This is a genomic window from Streptomyces sp. CRN 30 (genome assembly GCF_034105845.1).
In genome coordinates this window covers 1-15,507 of the sequence record NZ_JAVRHI010000360.1, presented here as the reverse complement: position 1 = coordinate 15,507, position 15,507 = coordinate 1, and the positions used below count along the sequence as shown (strand labels likewise).

12 protein-coding genes are annotated in these 15,507 nt (G+C 70.7%); 2 read left to right on the top strand and 10 right to left on the bottom strand.

Annotated features, from left to right (window positions below; genetic code table 11):
- Positions 1-5 precede the first annotated feature (5 nt).
- From UW392_RS38125 to UW392_RS38085, 9 genes are all read right to left on the bottom strand, one after another.
- Positions 6-722 carry an ABC transporter ATP-binding protein gene (locus tag UW392_RS38125; RefSeq protein ID WP_320779819.1) on the bottom strand — a complete coding sequence of 239 codons (717 nt, stop codon included), beginning with the start codon at positions 720-722 and terminating at the stop codon, positions 6-8.
- On the bottom strand, positions 719-1,621 hold the full coding sequence (locus tag UW392_RS38120) for an ABC transporter ATP-binding protein (RefSeq protein WP_320779818.1): 903 nt from the start codon (positions 1,619-1,621) through the stop codon (positions 719-721). The genes UW392_RS38125 and UW392_RS38120 overlap by 4 nt, the downstream gene beginning before the upstream one ends.
- A 5-nt stretch (positions 1,622-1,626) precedes the next feature.
- Positions 1,627-3,456, bottom strand: coding sequence for a branched-chain amino acid ABC transporter permease (locus tag UW392_RS38115; protein WP_320779817.1), 1,830 nt, complete (start codon positions 3,454-3,456; stop codon positions 1,627-1,629).
- 5 nt (positions 3,457-3,461) lie between these two features.
- Complete coding sequence (locus tag UW392_RS38110) at positions 3,462-4,394, bottom strand: branched-chain amino acid ABC transporter permease (protein ID WP_320779816.1); 933 nt, start codon at positions 4,392-4,394, stop codon at positions 3,462-3,464.
- A gap of 147 nt (positions 4,395-4,541) precedes the next feature.
- Positions 4,542-5,771: a branched-chain amino acid ABC transporter substrate-binding protein gene (locus tag UW392_RS38105; RefSeq protein ID WP_320779815.1), complete on the bottom strand. Its 1,230-nt coding sequence runs from the start codon at positions 5,769-5,771 to the stop codon at positions 4,542-4,544.
- Positions 5,772-5,956: 185 nt separating this feature from the next.
- Positions 5,957-6,544: a Tat pathway signal sequence domain protein gene (locus UW392_RS38100; protein WP_320779814.1), complete on the bottom strand. Its 588-nt coding sequence runs from the start codon at positions 6,542-6,544 to the stop codon at positions 5,957-5,959.
- Between the two features lie 118 nt (positions 6,545-6,662).
- Positions 6,663-7,118 (bottom strand): hypothetical protein, encoded by a 456-nt coding sequence (locus tag UW392_RS38095; RefSeq protein WP_320779813.1) that lies wholly within the window; start codon positions 7,116-7,118, stop codon positions 6,663-6,665.
- A 101-nt stretch (positions 7,119-7,219) separates the two neighbouring features.
- Complete coding sequence (locus tag UW392_RS38090) at positions 7,220-7,684, bottom strand: hotdog fold thioesterase (RefSeq protein ID WP_320779812.1); 465 nt, start codon at positions 7,682-7,684, stop codon at positions 7,220-7,222.
- Between the two features lie 45 nt (positions 7,685-7,729).
- On the bottom strand, positions 7,730-10,009 hold the full coding sequence (locus UW392_RS38085; protein WP_320779811.1) for an FdhF/YdeP family oxidoreductase: 2,280 nt from the start codon (positions 10,007-10,009) through the stop codon (positions 7,730-7,732).
- Positions 10,010-10,196: 187 nt separating this feature from the next.
- Here UW392_RS38085 and polA point away from each other — a divergent pair, with 187 nt between their 5' ends.
- A complete protein-coding gene (gene polA, locus UW392_RS38080; protein ID WP_320779810.1) occupies positions 10,197-12,923 on the top strand; it encodes a DNA polymerase I in 2,727 nt (908 codons plus the stop codon).
- Between the two features lie 430 nt (positions 12,924-13,353).
- On the opposite strand, the gene UW392_RS38075 is transcribed toward polA, so the two are convergent.
- On the bottom strand, positions 13,354-14,268 hold the full coding sequence (locus UW392_RS38075) for a DUF4184 family protein (protein WP_320779809.1): 915 nt from the start codon (positions 14,266-14,268) through the stop codon (positions 13,354-13,356).
- 236 nt (positions 14,269-14,504) lie between these two features.
- Here UW392_RS38075 and UW392_RS38070 point away from each other — a divergent pair.
- Positions 14,505-15,507 (top strand): lytic transglycosylase domain-containing protein (locus UW392_RS38070; RefSeq protein ID WP_320779808.1); only part of this gene is annotated, 1,003 nt, incomplete at its 3' end.

Here is a 15,507-nt window from a genome sequence, read left to right as displayed (position 1 = left end):
CGGGCTCAGTCCTCGCCCAGGTACGCCTTGCGGACGGACTCGTCGTGCAGCAGGTGCTGTCCCGTGCCGGTGAGGACGATCTTGCCGATCTCCATGACGTGGCCGTGGTCGGCGAGCGACAGGGCGGCCTGGGCGTTCTGCTCGACGAGCAGGATCGTCGTGCCCTGGGACCGGAGCTCGGCGATGGTGGCCATGATCTTCTGCATCATGATCGGGGAGAGGCCCATAGAGGGTTCGTCGAGCATGAGCAGTTTCGGCTGGGACATCAGTGCGCGGCCCATGGCGAGCATCTGCTGCTCACCGCCCGACAGGGTGCCCGCGGCCTGCTTCCTGCGCTCCCCGAGGATGGGGAAGAGGTCGTAGGCGCGCTGGATGTCCTTCTCGATGCCGGGTTTGTCGCTGCGCAGGAACGCGCCGAGGCGCAGGTTGTCCTCGATGGTCATGCGGGGGAAGATGTGCCGGCCCTCGGGGGAGTGGGCGAGCCCGAGGGAGACGATCTTGTGGGCGGGGATCTTCTTGAGTGACTTGCCCTCGAACCTGATCTGGCCGCCGACGGGCTTCAGCAGGCCCGAGAGCGTGCGCAGGGTCGTGGTCTTGCCGGCGCCGTTGGTGCCGATGAGGGTGACGACCTCGCCGGCGTCGACCTTGAAGGAGATGCCCTTGACGGCTTCGATCTTGCCGTAGGCGACCCGGAGGTCCTCTACTTCGAGCAGTGCGGTCATCGGTCGTTCTCCTTGCCGGGTGCCTTGCCGGGCGCGGCCTGTGCTTCGGCGGCTTCGACCTCCGCGACCTCCTCGTCGCCGGGGGCGTTCTCGAAGGGTTCGCCGAGGTAGGCGGCGACGACGCGTTCGTCGCCCTGCACCGTCGCGCTGTCGCCCTCGACGAGTTTCTGGCCCTGGACGAGGACGGCGACGCGGTCGCAGAGGTTGAAGATGAACCGCATGTCGTGCTCGATGACGAGGACGGCGATGCCCTGGTCGCGGATGGCGAAGACGAGTTCTTCCGTCGCCCGCGTCTCCTGCGGGTTCATGCCTGCTGTGGGCTCGTCGAGGAGGAGCAGGCCCGGCTCGCTGGCCAGCGCTCGTGCGATCTCGAGTTTGCGCTGTTCGCCGTACGGGAGGTTGCGGGCGAGGTGTTCGGCCTTCTCGGCGAGGCCGACGAACTCGAGGAGTTCGAGTGCCCGTGCGCGCGATGCGGCCTCCTCCCGGTGGAAGCCGGGGCCGCGCAGGAGCGCCGACCAGAGGCCTTCCTTCGTCCGTGTGTGGCGGCCGACGAGGACGTTCTCCAGGACCGTCATGTTGGCGAAGAGCCGGATGTTCTGGAAGGTGCGGGCGATGCCGGCGGCGGTGACCTTGAAGGACTTGGGCGGCAGGACCTGGCCCTTGTAGCGGACTTCGCCCTCGGTGGGGACGTAGAGGCCGGTGAGGCAGTTGAAGAAGGTGGTCTTGCCGGCGCCGTTGGGGCCGATGAGGCCGACGATCTCGCCGCTGTTGACGTGCAGGTCGACGTTGCTGACGGCGGTGAGGCCGCCGAAGCGCATGGTGACGCCGCGTGCATCGAGGACGGTCTCGCCGGGGGTGGCGGCCGGGGCGGTGCCCTGGGTGGTGGTGTCGGTGGTCATGGTGGTCAGGCCCCTGCCTTGCTGAGGACTGTGGGTGCTTCGGCCTCTTCGTGGAACTCGAGTTGGCGGCGCCGGTTGGGGATGAGGCCTTCGGGCCGGAAGCGCATGAGCAGGACGAGTGCGACGCCGAAGGCGAAGAGCTGGTACTCGCCGAGGAACTGCAGCTTGTTCGGGATGAGGTAGAGGAGTGCGGCGCCGACCAGCGGGCCGCTGATGGTGCCCATGCCGCCGAGGACGACCGCGGCGAGGAGGAAGGCGGAGTTGGGCGGGACGGCGTGGGCGAACTGGTACTGCTCGGGTGTCACGGTGTAGGTGACGTGTGCCTGTACGGTGCCGGCGAGGCCGGCGAGGGTGGCGCCGAGGGCGAAGGCGATGAGTTTGACGCGGAAGCCGTTGATGCCCATGGCCTGGGCGGCTGTCTCGTCCTCGCGGATGGCGATCCAGGCGCGGCCGATGCGGGATTCGCTGCTGCGCCGGAAGACGATCACGACGACGAACGTGATGAGGAGCATCAGCAGGAAGTAGTTGGCGAAGCGGCCGACGGTGAAGCCGGCGATGGTGTGTTCGGCGCCGAAGTCGAAGCCGAGGATCGTGAGGTTGGGGACGGAGGCGATGCCGTTGGAGCCGTTGGTGATGTCGGGGCCGGAGGTTCCGTCCATGTTGAGGACGGCGATGCGGAAGATCTCGCCGAAGCCGAGGGTGACGATGGCGAGGTAGTCGCCGCGGAGGCGGAGGGTGGGGGCGCCGATGATGACGCCGAAGACCATGGCGACGGCGGCGCCGACGAGGGCGGAGGCCCAGAACGGGAGCTGGATGTCGAAGGGGGAGAAGGGGGAGCCGGAGACCATGGCGGCGGTGTAGGCGCCGACGCCGAGGAAGGCGACGTAGCCGAGGTCGAGGAGTCCGGCGAGGCCGACGACGATGTTGAGGCCGAGGGCGACGGTGGCGAAGATCAGGATGTAGACGCCGATGCTGGCGTACTGGTCGTCGGACTGGGTGAAGGGGAAGGCGGCGGCCGCGACGAAGGCTCCGACGAGGGTGACGTTGCGGTGCTTGGCGGTGAGTGCGGTGAGCCGGTTCACGAGTCCGGCCTTGGCGAGGGCCGCGAAGCCGAAGCCGGTGGTGATGAGGAAGCCGACGAAGAGTTCGTCGTACTCGGTGCCGATGCCGTAGGTGAAGACGATCAGGCCGACGGTGAGGGCGGCGACGATGACGAGGATCTCGGCGTAGGCGGGGAGCTTGCGTGCCGGGGCGGGGGTGCCCGAGGTGAAGCCGGCCTTGAAGACGCCGAGGGCGCTGCGCGCGTCGTGGCGGAACTTCTCCCAGCCGGTGTCGTCGGGGTCGGCGGGGTCGGGTGCGGGCCGCTCGTAGGGCAGGGAGAGGGCGCCGAGTGCGGCGGCCAGTCCGGCGGCGGCGGCGACGTAGGCGCCGGGTTCGAGGTTGACGAGGCCGCCGAGGGTGACGCTGATCGCGATGATCGTGTACCAGGCGGTGGCGAAGGTGCCGAGTGCGGCGAGTTTGAGGGCGCTGTCGGCGCCTGCGGGGGTGAGCCAGCGCAGGCCGTTGACGCCGTAGGAGGCGAGGCCGAGGAGGGTGGTGAGGGCGCCGCCGATGAGGACGAGGACCTGGAGGCCGCCGGGGTAGCCGTAGACGGTGAGGTCGCCGGGGAATTCGGCGGTCCAGGTCCAGGCGAGGAAGGTGGAGACGACGGCGAGGGCGCCGCCGGCGGTGGCGAGGGCGCGGCCGATGTGCGGGGGGATGCCGATGAGGCTGTACGGCTGTCCCGCGGAGTTGTCGCGCGGTGCTTCGGGTGCGGTGGTCTGTGTGGTGGTCATCGGTGTCACGCCCTGTCCGCGACGCGCTCTCCGAGCAGGCCCTGGGGCCTGATGAGGAGCACGAGGATGAGGAGTACGAAGGCCCAGACGTTGGCCCAGGACTGGCTGCCGAACTGGTCCATGCCGGGGATGTCGGAGATGTAGGCGGTGGACAGGGATTCGGCGACGCCGAGCACGAGGCCGCCGAGCATGGCGCCGTAGATGTTGCCGATGCCGCCGAGGACGGCGGCGGTGAAGGCCTTGAGGCCGAGGATGAAGCCCATGCGGTACTGGACCTCGCCGTACTTGAGGCCGTAGGCGACGGCTCCGACGGCGGCGAAGGTGGCGCCGAGGGCGAAGGCGACCACGATGATGCGGTCGGTGTTGATGCCCATCAGCTTGGCCGTGTCGGGGTCCTGGGCGGTGGCCTGCATGCCGCGGCCGGTGCGGGTCTTCATGACGAAGTAGGCGAGGATCGCCATGCTGACGGGGGCGGCGACGATGAGGAAGAGGTCACCGGTCTGGATGGTGACGTTGCCGATCTCGAAGGGGCCGCCGTCGATGTGGGGGAAGGGGATGGCGGAGCGGGCGTCGGGGTACCAGGCCCAGATCGCCTGCTGGAGGGCGAGGGAGAGGCCGATGGCGGTGATGAGGGGGGCGAGGCGTGGTGCGCCGCGCAGGGGGCGGTAGGCGAACCGTTCCGCTCCGATGGCGACGAGTACGGAGGCGATGATGCCGCCGACGATCATCAGGGGGAGCGCTATCACCATGGACGTGCCGTCGGGGAGCACGTACAGGTAGACGGTGAGGGCGCCGAAGCCGCCCACCATGAAGATCTCGCCGTGGGCGAAGTTGATGAGCTGGACGATGCCATAGACCATCGTGTAGCCGATGGCGACCAGCCCGTACATGGATCCCAGTAGCAGGCCGTTGACCAGCTGCTGCGGCAGTTCGTTCACCGCATGTCCTCCGATATTTCGGATAGTCGAGGGATGTGACCGGATGGGGGCGTGTGGGTGCCGTGTTCGGTGCGGCGCCCACGCGAGTGCGCGGGGCGCTGTGGTGCGGCGCCCCGCGCGGCTCGGTGCTGGGTGGTGCGGTGTGGGTCAGCCGGTGTAGGTGCCGGACTCGACCGGCTTCCACTCGCCGCCCTCGATGGAGTACACGGTGAGCTGCTTGTTGGTGGTGTCGCCGAACTCGTCGAAGGAGACCTTGCCGGTCACGCCGTCGAAGGAGACGTTCTGCATGGCCGCGGTGATCTGTTCGCGGGCGTCGTCGGGGAGCTTGCCGTCGTTGTCCTCGACGACCTTCTTGACGGCTTCGATGACGGCCCAGGCGGAGTCGTAGGAGTAGCCGCCGTAGGCGCTGTAGTCCTCCTTGTAGCCCGCTGCCTTGTAGTCGGCGACGAACTCCTTGGCGGAGGGGAGGTCCTCGACGGGGGCGCCGACGGAGGTGGCGAGGTCGCCGGTGCCGTCGTTGCCGGCGAGTTCGATGAAGGTCGGGTCGTAGATGCCGTCGCCGCCGATCAGCGGGATCTTGGCGCCGGCGGACTTGATCTGCTTGCTGAGCGGGCCGGCCTGCGGGTACTCGCCGCCGTAGTAGACGACGTCGGCGCCGGAGTTCTTCACCTTGGTGGCGACGGCGGAGAAGTCCTTGGTGTCGGGGTCGATGTGCTCGGTGCCGACGACGTCGCCGCCCAGCTTCTTGAACTCGTCGGTGAAGGTGGCGGCGAGGCCGGCGCCGTAGGTCTTCTTGTCGTCGATGACGAAGACCTTGGTCTTCTTGGCCTTGTTGTACAGGTACTGGGCGGCGAACGGGCCCTGGATGGCGTCGGTGGTCGCCGTGCGGAAGTACGACTTGTAGCTGCGGACCTTCTCGGTCTGCCACTTGGGGCCCTGGGTGAGGCCGGGGCCGGTGTTGGCGGGGGAGACCTGGACGAGCTTCGCGTCGTCGAAGACCTTCTGCATGGACTCGCCGACGGAGGAGTTCAGGGGGCCGACGACACCGAGGACGTCGTCGTCGGCGACGAACTTGGTGGCGTTCTGCTGGCCGGCGGAGGGCTGACCCTGGTCGTCGAGGGCTTCGATCTCGAAGGAGATGCCTTCGACGTACTTCTCCTCGGTCGCGGTCTTGGCGGCGAGGTCCGCGGAGTTCTTGATGCCGAGGCCCATGGCGGACAGGTCGCCGGTCAGCGGGGCGTCGACGCCGATGACGACGGTGGTGCCACCGCTGGAGTCCGAGCCGCCGCCGTTCTCGTCGCGTGAGCCGCAGGCGGTGAGGGTGAGCGCTCCCGCCGCCAGCGCGGCGGTGATGGCGATGAGTGAACGTTGACGCACGATCAGTCCTTTCCCTGGCACGGCCCGTCCTGGCGGAAGGGTCCGAGTCGCGCTGGGCCGAAATTGATTCGAATCCGGTGGCGCGGTGACTGGCCGTGACTCTAAGCGTGTGCAGGGAACGTGGAGGAGAGTCTGACAGAGGCTGTGACTCTCTTGTTATGACACGTCGTATTGCAGAGCGGTACTCAGTGGGTGGAAGAGCGGAATTCCGGTGGATTCGCCCGGTCCGAATAGTGAGAACCCGCAGGATGCGCGGCGATGATTTCAGGAGTGTTCACCTGTTTAGGTGATGACCGGCTGTCGTCGCCACAGGCGGCTCGCAGGGCCCGCGAGAGACCCCGTGCGTACCGCTCGCCCAGGATGAAACTGTGCTTCTCTATTGCGTGCGTATTACGCAGCGTTACGTCCAGGAAAGGGAATCCGGCATTCCACGGCACCTCCGAGCAATCCGTGACATGCATGGTGATGACGATCTTGCGATCGGATCCGGCCTTGGCCGAAAAGGGAGGTCGGGGGGTCGTGCTCAGTGAAATGGCGTGATAAGGCTGCGAGAACCTCGTCACGGTGACGGGTGGCCCGGATTTTGCGGTGACCTTTACCGCGAAACTGAAACTGCTGGTGGGAGCGGTCGGAGGCGAGTATTCCGGTCCGAGGTAGGTCACCCGTACGACCTGCGACGGGGGAAGAGCGGAGGATTCCGGGTCGGCCTCGTGCGTGGCGTAGAGGTACCCGCCGCCCACGAGGAGGGCGGCCGCGGCCGTGCCGGCGAGCACCGCGCGACGGTGCCGTGCATACGGTTCCGCCAGTTCCGCGAGGCGTGCGCGCGCGGTGGGTCCGGATCGGCGTCCCACGCGCGCGTGCCCTCGCCGGGTTCGACGGGGCCGACGCCGCTCACCGCCGCGGACCTTCGGCCGGACCGCCGTCGCGGTACCGGTCCGCGCAGCCCTGCCGCGCCTCGCGGTCGATGAGCCGCGCGGCCGCCTCCGGGCCGTCGCGCTCCCGCGCCGTCCGTGCCGCGTCCACGATCCGGCGCAGGAGGTCGTACTGCCCGTTCGAGAGGCCCGTCGACTGGTAGTCGCCGTAGGTGTCGCCGTCCAGTACCTCGCGCGACCAGTGCGCGACGACCCGCGTGCACAGCTCCTCGTCGGACGTGACGGGCGGTGAGGGAGGGGCGCCGGAGGTCCGGTGCCCGGCGCTCTGACCGCAGCCGGCGACCAGGCCGCCGATCAGGAGCACCGGCACGAGCACCGGCCTGAGCACCGGCCTGAGCACCGGTCTGAGCCCCGTGACCGTGCCGAGGCCGGTGCCGAACACCGCGTACGACCGTGGGGATCTCCCCGTCCTCATGCCTCGACGCCAGGGCGCGGGATGCCCGGCAGCAATGCCCCGGGGAACGCCTGTGCCCCCGGGGTCCGGGGGCACAGGTGCACGCGGGTACGGGCCGGTGCTCAGCCCGCCGCGGGGGCGTCCCGCAGCATGCAGGTGAGCCGGGCGGTGCACACCCGCTTGCCGGCCTCGTCGCTGATGACTATCTCGTACGTGGCCGTGGAGCGCCCCCGGTGGACGGGCGTGGCCACGCCGGTGACCAGCCCGGACCGTGCGGCGCGGTGGTGGGTGCAGTTCAGGTCGACGCCGACGGCGAGCTTGGAACTGCCGCCGTGCAGCATGGCGCCGACCGAGCCGAGGGTCTCGGCGAGCACGGCGGACGCGCCGCCGTGCAGGAGTCCGTACGGCTGGGTGTTGCCCTCCACCGGCATGGTGCCGACGACGCGGTCCGCGGACGCCTCCGTTATCTCCACGCCCATGCGCGTGCCGAGATGTCCGGCGGAGAACAGGGCCACCAGGTCGACGCCGAGCGCGGCGTACTCGTCGATGACCTCTTGCGGGAACTTCGCGGTGTGCTGCTCGCCCATGGGGCCCGGCTCCGTCCGTCGTCCGTCGTGGGGCTGAGCAAACGCTCAGTCGGTCGACGATTGTTCCAGACGCACCACGACGGACTTGCTGGCCGGGGTGTTGCTGACGTCCGCGGTGGAGTCCAGCGGCACCAGGACGTTGGTCTCCGGGTAGTACGCGGCCGCGCAGCCCCGGGCCGTCGGGTAGTGCACGACGCGGAAGCCGGGCGCGCGCCGCTCGACGCCGTCCTTCCACTCGCTGACGAGGTCGACGTAACTGCCGTCGGCGATGTCCAGCTCCCGCGCGTCCTCGGGGCTGACCAGGACCACCCGGCGGCCGTTCCTGATGCCGCGGTAGCGGTCGTCCAGGCCGTAGATGGTGGTGTTGTACTGGTCGTGGGAGCGCAGTGTCTGCAGCAGCAGGCGGCCCGCGGGGAGCTCGGGGTACTCCACCGGTGCCGCGGTGAAGTTGGCCTTGCCGGTCGCGGTGGGGAAGCGGCGCTCGTCGCGGGGGGCGTGCGGGAGGGCGAAGCCGCCGGGGCGGGCGACGCGCGCGTTGAAGTCCTCGAAGCCGGGCACCACGCGCGCGATGCGGTCGCGGATCGTCGCGTAGTCCTTCTCGAACTCCTCCCACGGGGTGCGGCTGTCCTCGCCGAGGACGCGGCGGGCCAGCCGGGCGACGATGGCGGTCTCGGACAGCAGGTGGGTGCTGGCGGGCTCCAGCCGTCCGCGGGAGGCGTGCACCATGCCCATGGAGTCCTCCACGGTCACGACCTGTTCGCCGCTGCCCTGGAGGTCGCGCTCGGTGCGGCCGAGGGTGGGCAGGATGAGGGCGCGCGCGCCGGTGACCGCGTGGGAGCGGTTGAGCTTCGTCGACACGTGCACCGTCAGCCGGGCGCGGCGCATGGCCGCCTCGGTGACCTCGGTGTCGGGGGAGGCGGACACGAAGTTGCCGCCCATCGCGAAGAACACCTTCGCCTTGTCGTCGCGCATGGCCTCGATGGCCCGTACGACGTCGTAGCCGTGGCCGCGCGGCGGGGCGAAGCCGAACTCCTTCTCCAGGGCGTCGAGGAAGGCGGGGGCGGGCCGTTCGAAGATGCCCATGGTGCGGTCGCCCTGCACGTTGGAGTGGCCGCGGACGGGGCAGACGCCCGCGCCGGGGCGGCCTATGTTGCCGCGCAGCAGCAGGAAGTTGACGACCTCGCGGATGGTGGGCACGGAGTGCTTGTGCTGGGTGAGGCCCATGGCCCAGCAGACGATGGTGCGCTCGGAGGCGAGCACCATGCGCAGCATGTCCTCGATCTGCTCCCGGGTGAGGCCGGTGGCGGTGAGGGTCTCGTCCCAGTCGGCGTCCCGCGCGGCGGCGGCGAACTCCTCGTAGCCGTGGGTGTGCTCGGCGACGAACTCCTCGTCGACGGCGCCCTCGGTCTCCAGGATCAGCTTGTTGAGCAGGCGGAAGAGGGCCTGGTCGCCGCCGATGCGGATCTGCAGGAACAGGTCGGTGAGTGCGGCGCCCTTCAGCATGCCCTGCGGGGTCTGCGGGTTCTTGAACCGCTCCAGGCCGGCCTCGGGCAGCGGGTTGACGCTGATGATCTTCGCGCCGTTGGCCTTGGCCTTCTCCAGCGCGGAGAGCATGCGCGGGTGGTTGGTGCCGGGGTTCTGCCCGGCGACCACGATCAGGTCGGCCTTGTACAGGTCCTCCAGCAGGACGCTGCCCTTGCCGATGCCGATGGTCTCGGTGAGTGCGGAGCCGGAGGACTCGTGGCACATGTTGGAGCAGTCCGGCAGGTTGTTGGTGCCGAACTCGCGGGCGAACAGCTGGTACAGGAACGCCGCTTCGTTGCTGGTGCGGCCGGAGGTGTAGAAGAGGGCCTCGTCGGGGCTCGCGAGGGCGTTCAGCTCCTCGGCGATGATGTCGAAGGCCTTCTCCCAGGTCACCGGCTCGTAGCGGTCGGCGCCCTCGGGCAGGTACATGGGGTGGGTGAGCCGGCCCTGCTGGCCCAGCCAGTAGCCGCTGCGGGTGGCGAGGTCGGCGACGGGGTGCGCGGCGAAGAAGTCCGGGGTCACCCGGCGCAGGGTGGCCTCCTCGGCGACCGCCTTGGCGCCGTTCTCGCAGAACTCGGCGGCGTGCCGCTTGTCGCCCTCGGGCCAGGCGCAGCCGGGGCAGTCGAAGCCGTTCTTCTGGTTGACGCGCAGCAGGGTGAGCGCGGTGCGTCTGACGCCCATCTGCTGCTGCGCGATCCGCAGGGTGTGTCCGATGGCCGGCAGTCCCGCCGCCGCGTGCTTCGGATCGGTGACCTCCGGCGCGTCCTGGACCGGGTCTCCCATGGGCGGTTTGCTGGCCATAGCTGCTCCCTTGCTCCGCTTGTTGCGGCCCCGATCCTCCCACGGGGTGCGGCGGGTGTTCGATCATGCCGTCGACGGGTGCCGGTGGTCGCCGTCCGGTGCGTCCGTGGCGCACCCGGTGGTCGCGGCCGGGGCCGCGCGGTCCGGCGGGCGCGGACTGTCAGTGGCTCGTGGCAGGATCGGGGACGTGGCAGAGACAGCATCGAAGCAGACCGAGAAGACCCCCGGCGGCGGCCGTCCCCGGCTGATGCTCATGGATGGGCACTCGCTGGCGTACCGCGCGTTCTTCGCGCTGCCCGCGGAGAACTTCACGACCGCGACGGGCCAGACGACGAACGCGATCTACGGCTTCGCGTCGATGCTGGCGAACACGTTGCGTGACGAGGCGCCGACGCACTTCGCGGTGGCGTTCGACGTCTCGCGCAAGACGTGGCGGTCGGAGGAGTTCACCGAGTACAAGGCGAACCGCTCCAAGACCCCGGACGAGTTCAAGGGGCAGGTGGAGCTGATCGGGGAGCTGCTCGACGCGATGGGCGCGGCCCGCTTCGCGGTCGAGGGGTACGAGGCGGACGACGTCATCGCCACCCTCGCCACCGAGGCCGAGGCCGAGGGCTTCGAGGTGCTGATCGTCACCGGCGACCGGGACTCCTTCCAGCTGGTCACCGAGAACACCACGGTGCTGTACCCGACGAAGGGCGTCTCGGAGCTGACCCGGTTCACCCCGGAGAAGGTCGTCGAGAAGTACGGGCTGACCCCGGCGCAGTACCCCGACTTCGCGGCGCTGCGCGGCGACCCGTCCGACAACCTGCCGGGCATCCCGGGTGTCGGCGAGAAGACCGCCGCGAAGTGGATCAACCAGTTCGGTTCGTTCGCGGAGCTGGTGGAGCGCGTCGAGGAGGTCAAGGGCAAGGCGGGGCAGAACCTGCGCGACCACCTGGAGGCGGTCAAGCTCAACCGCCGCCTCACGGAGATGGTGCGCACCGTCGGCCTGCCCAAGGGCGTCACCGAGCTGGAGCGCGCGCCGTACGACCGCAAGGCCGTGGCGATGGTCCTGGACACCTTGGAGATCCGCAACCCGTCGCTGCGCGAGCGGCTGTGGGCCGTCGACCCGGGTGCCGAGGAGGCCGAGTCGACCCCGGTCGCCGCGCCGGGGGTGGAGCTGGACGGCGCGGTGCTGGGCGCGGGTGAGCTCGCGCCGTGGCTGGCCGGGCACGACACGGCGGTCCTCGGGGTGGCCACGGTCGGCACCTGGGCGCTCGGCACCGGCTCGGTGGCCGAGGTCGCGCTCGCCGCGGCGGACTCCACGGCCGTCTGGTTCGACCCGTCGCAGCTGGACGAGGCCGACGAGAACGCGTGGGCGGCCTGGCTCGCCGACCCGGCCCGCCCCAAGGTGCTGCACGACGCCAAGGCCGTCATGCGGGTCTTCGCCGAGCACGGCTGGGGCGTCGAGGGCGTCGTGATGGACACCGCGCTCGCCGCCTACCTGGTCAAGCCGGGCCGCCGCTCCTTCGACCTGGACGCGCTGTCCCTGGAGTACCTCGGCCGGGAGCTGGCGCCCGGCGCCGCGGCCGACGGCCAGCTCGCGTTCGGTGCGGACGAGGGTGCCGAGGCCGAGGCGCTGATGGTGCAGGCCCGCGCGATCCTCGACCTGGGCGAGGCGTTCGAGGAGCGGCTGAAGGAGGTCGGCGCGGCGGACCTGCTGCGCGACGTGGAGCTGCCCACCTCCGCGCTGCTGGCCCGGATGGAGCGGCACGGCATCGCGGCGGACCGGGCGCACCTGGAGTCCATGGAGCAGATGTTCGCGGGCGCCGTGCAGCAGGCGGTGCGGGAGGCGCACGCGGCGGTGGGACACGAGTTCAACCTGGGCTCGCCCAAGCAGCTCCAGGAGGTCCTCTTCGGCGAGCTGGGCCTGCCGAAGACGAAGCGCACCAAGACCGGTTACACCACGGACGCCGACGCCTTGGCCTGGCTGGCCAAGCAGACCGAGAACGAACTGCCGGTCATCATGCTCCGCCACCGCGAGCAGGCGAAGCTGCGGGTCACCGTCGAGGGCCTGATCAAGACGATCGCGACGGACGGCCGCATCCACACCACGTTCAACCAGACGGTCGCCGCAACGGGCCGCCTCTCCTCCCAGGACCCCAACCTGCAGAACATCCCCGTCCGCACGGACGAGGGCAGGGCGATCCGCCGCGGCTTCGTGGTCGGTGAGGGCTACGAGTCCCTGCTGACCGCGGACTACAGCCAGATCGAGCTGCGGGTGATGGCCCACCTCTCCGAGGACGAGGGCCTGATCGAGGCGTTCACCTCGGGTGAGGACCTGCACACGACGGTCGCCTCGCACGTGTTCGCGGTCGGCCGCGACGGGGTGGACGCCGAGATGCGCCGCAAGACCAAGGCGATGTCCTACGGCCTCGCGTACGGTCTGTCGGCGTTCGGCCTGTCCCAGCAGCTGAACATCGACGCGGGTGAGGCCCGCGGCCTGATGGAGAACTACTTCGAGCGCTTCGGCGGAGTACGGGACTATCTGCGGCGCGTGGTCGACGAGGCCCGGGCGACGGGCTACACGGAGACCCTGTTCGGCCGCCGACGCTACCTTCCCGACCTGAACAGCGACAACCGCCAGCGTCGCGAGACGGCTGAGCGCATGGCTCTGAACGCGCCGATCCAGGGCACGGCGGCCGACATCGTCAAGATCGCCATGCTGAACGTCGACCGGGCCCTGCGCGAGGACGGCCTCACCTCCCGCATCCTCCTCCAGGTCCACGACGAGATCGTGCTGGAGGTCGCGCCCGGGGAGGGCGAGCGGGCGGAGGAGCTGGTCCGCCGTGAGATGGCCGACGCCGTCCGGCTGAGGGCCCCGCTGGACGTCTCGGTGGGGCACGGCCGGGACTGGGAGTCGGCCGCCCACTAGTCACCGGCGGCCTGCGGCGAGCGAGCGACCGGCGGCGTGCCCCTCCGCGTACCTGCGGCGGGGCCGCCCCGCCGCACGCCGCGCTCTCTGCTCACCCGCGTACCGCCCGGCCAAACATCCCGGGGTACGCGTCACCCGCCTGGTCCCCGCAGGGGCGCCCCCGGCGGGCGGACGGCGTGAGGATGCGGGCATGGGTATACGCACGCTTCGCTGCCGTACCGCCACGACCTTGAGTGTCCTGCTGCCGACCCGGCTCAGACGGGTGCCCGGGTACGCGCCCGGCGCCAGTACGCCCCGTGTCACCGTGGAGTCCGCCTCGCTCGCGTCCCCCCGGGACCTGGCACGCGCCGCGCAGGGGGCCGGCGCCACGACGGACACACAGGCGACCGCACGACCCTGAGGGGGGCGATCCGCCGGGTGGGCGCGGGAGTCACCGAGAGGCGCGCTCCGCGTCCGATCGCCCTCCCGTCGCATCCGTCGCATCCGTCGCATCCGACGCGTCCGGTGCCCCCGAAGTGGCCGAAGTGACCGAAGTGGTGGGCGCGGCCGGAGCGCGCCGCCGGAGCCGTACGCCCGCCCCGTACAGGGCCAGCCCGGCCACGAGGCCGGCGCCCGCTCCGAAGCAGAGCGTCGGGATCACCTCGTACGGTTTCGCCACCGAGCCCCAGTACGCCCACCACCGGTTCACCCGGTGCACCGCGGCCACCAGGGCGCAGCCGCCGATCACGGCCACGGCCACCCACCGGTCGGCCGTGGAGAGGGCGGGCACCGCGGCGGGCCGTGCGGGCGGCCGGCGGCGCAGGGCGAGCGCCACGAACACCACGAGCACGACCGCCGCCACGGCCGAACTGCCGTACTGCACGAGCCAGTACAGCGGCTGCCCCGCGACCTCCTGTTCCAGGACGGGGAACAGCCGCGCCCCCCACCGGCCGGGATGCGTGAACGCGTCCCACACGACATGGGTGAGCGCGCCGAGCGCGGCGGAGGCGTACCACCACCACACCGTGCGTGCCCGCAGTGGTCCCCGCGGCGCCCCGCAGCCCAGCAGTGACGCCACCCGCCCCTGCCGGGCCCGGGGCAGCAGCGCCACCAGCGGCTCGCGCAGGAACAGCCACGCGCCCGCCAGCGCCCAGGCCACGAGGACGTCGAAGGTGAGGACGCCGGCCGGGGAGTGCGTGAAGCCGCCGAACTCCATCGCGCCGGGCAGTACGCTCGCCGCGTAGTAGGTCATGTCGGGCGCCAGTGAACCGGCCACGAGAAGCGACGGCAGCAGCGGCCCGCGCCCGGTACCGTCGAGCCGGACGGCGGGCAGCACGGCGGCCGCGTGGCTGAGTGTGAAAGGCAAGTCGTCCCCCTGTGGCACACGGGCCGGACGGCCGGGCCGGTGATCGCCGCCGTCAGTGTGTGCAGTATGCGTGAGGGCGGCCGGTGCCCGCGGAACGGGTCGGTCCGGCGACCGCGGTGTGGCCGGGCGGTGAACACCGGGCGTGAACGGGTGCCCGAGCGCGAGAAGTTGTCGTAGGGTCACCAGGGTCACCGGAAGACCGCGCAGGCGATCGTCCGCGAGGAGGGGTTCACTCAATGGCGGCGCAATTCAAGAGACTGCGCAAGGGAGCGGCGAACACCGCCCTGGCCGCGGTCGCGGTCGCGGCACTGGCCGCCTCCCAGGCACCGGCAGTGACTCCCGACAGCGCCGACAGACAAGCCGCCGGCACCCCCTCGCCCGACGGGTACGCGGACGACACCGCGACCGGCAACTCGCGCTACTACACGGACCTGCCGCCCCTCGACAGCCCCAACCCGACGACGGGGACGGGCACCGACGGCGACACGTCGAGCATCACGGACGGCACCGACCGCGGCATCCCCGCGACCGTCCTCGACGCCTACCAGCAGGCCGAGACGGCCCTGCGCGAGGCCAAGCCGGGTTGCAACCTCCCCTGGCAGCTGCTCGCGGCCATCGGCAAGGTCGAGTCCGGCCAGGCGAGCGGCGGCCGCGTCGACGCCGACGGCACGACGCTGACCAAGATCCTCGGCCCGCAGCTCAACGGCGTCGGCTTCGCGAACATCAGCGACACCGACAACGGCCTGTACGACGGCGACAGTACGTACGACCGTGCGGTCGGCCCCATGCAGTTCATCCCGTCCACCTGGGCGTGGGCGGGCCGCGACGGCAACGGCGACGGCGTCGAGGACCCCAACAACATCTACGACGCGGCCCTCGCCGCCGGCCACTACCTGTGCCGTTTCGGCTGGGACCTGTCCGACCAGGCGGACCTCCGGAGCGCGATCCTCAGCTACAACAACTCGACCGAGTACCTGAACACGGTCCTGTCGTGGCTGGAGTACTACCGCAAGGGCTCGCACGAGATCCCCGACGGCACGGGCACGCTGCCCCAGCGGGAGAGCGACGACGTGCTCGGGAGCGGCTCGTCGGGCATCGGCCCCGGTACGACGCCGAGCCCCACTCCGCCGAGGGCGACGACGCCGCCGAAGGGGAGCCCGGCGCCCGGCGGGTCCGGCTCCGCGACCCCGCCCGCCACCACCCCGCCGGCCACCACCCCGCCGACGACGGCCCCGCCGT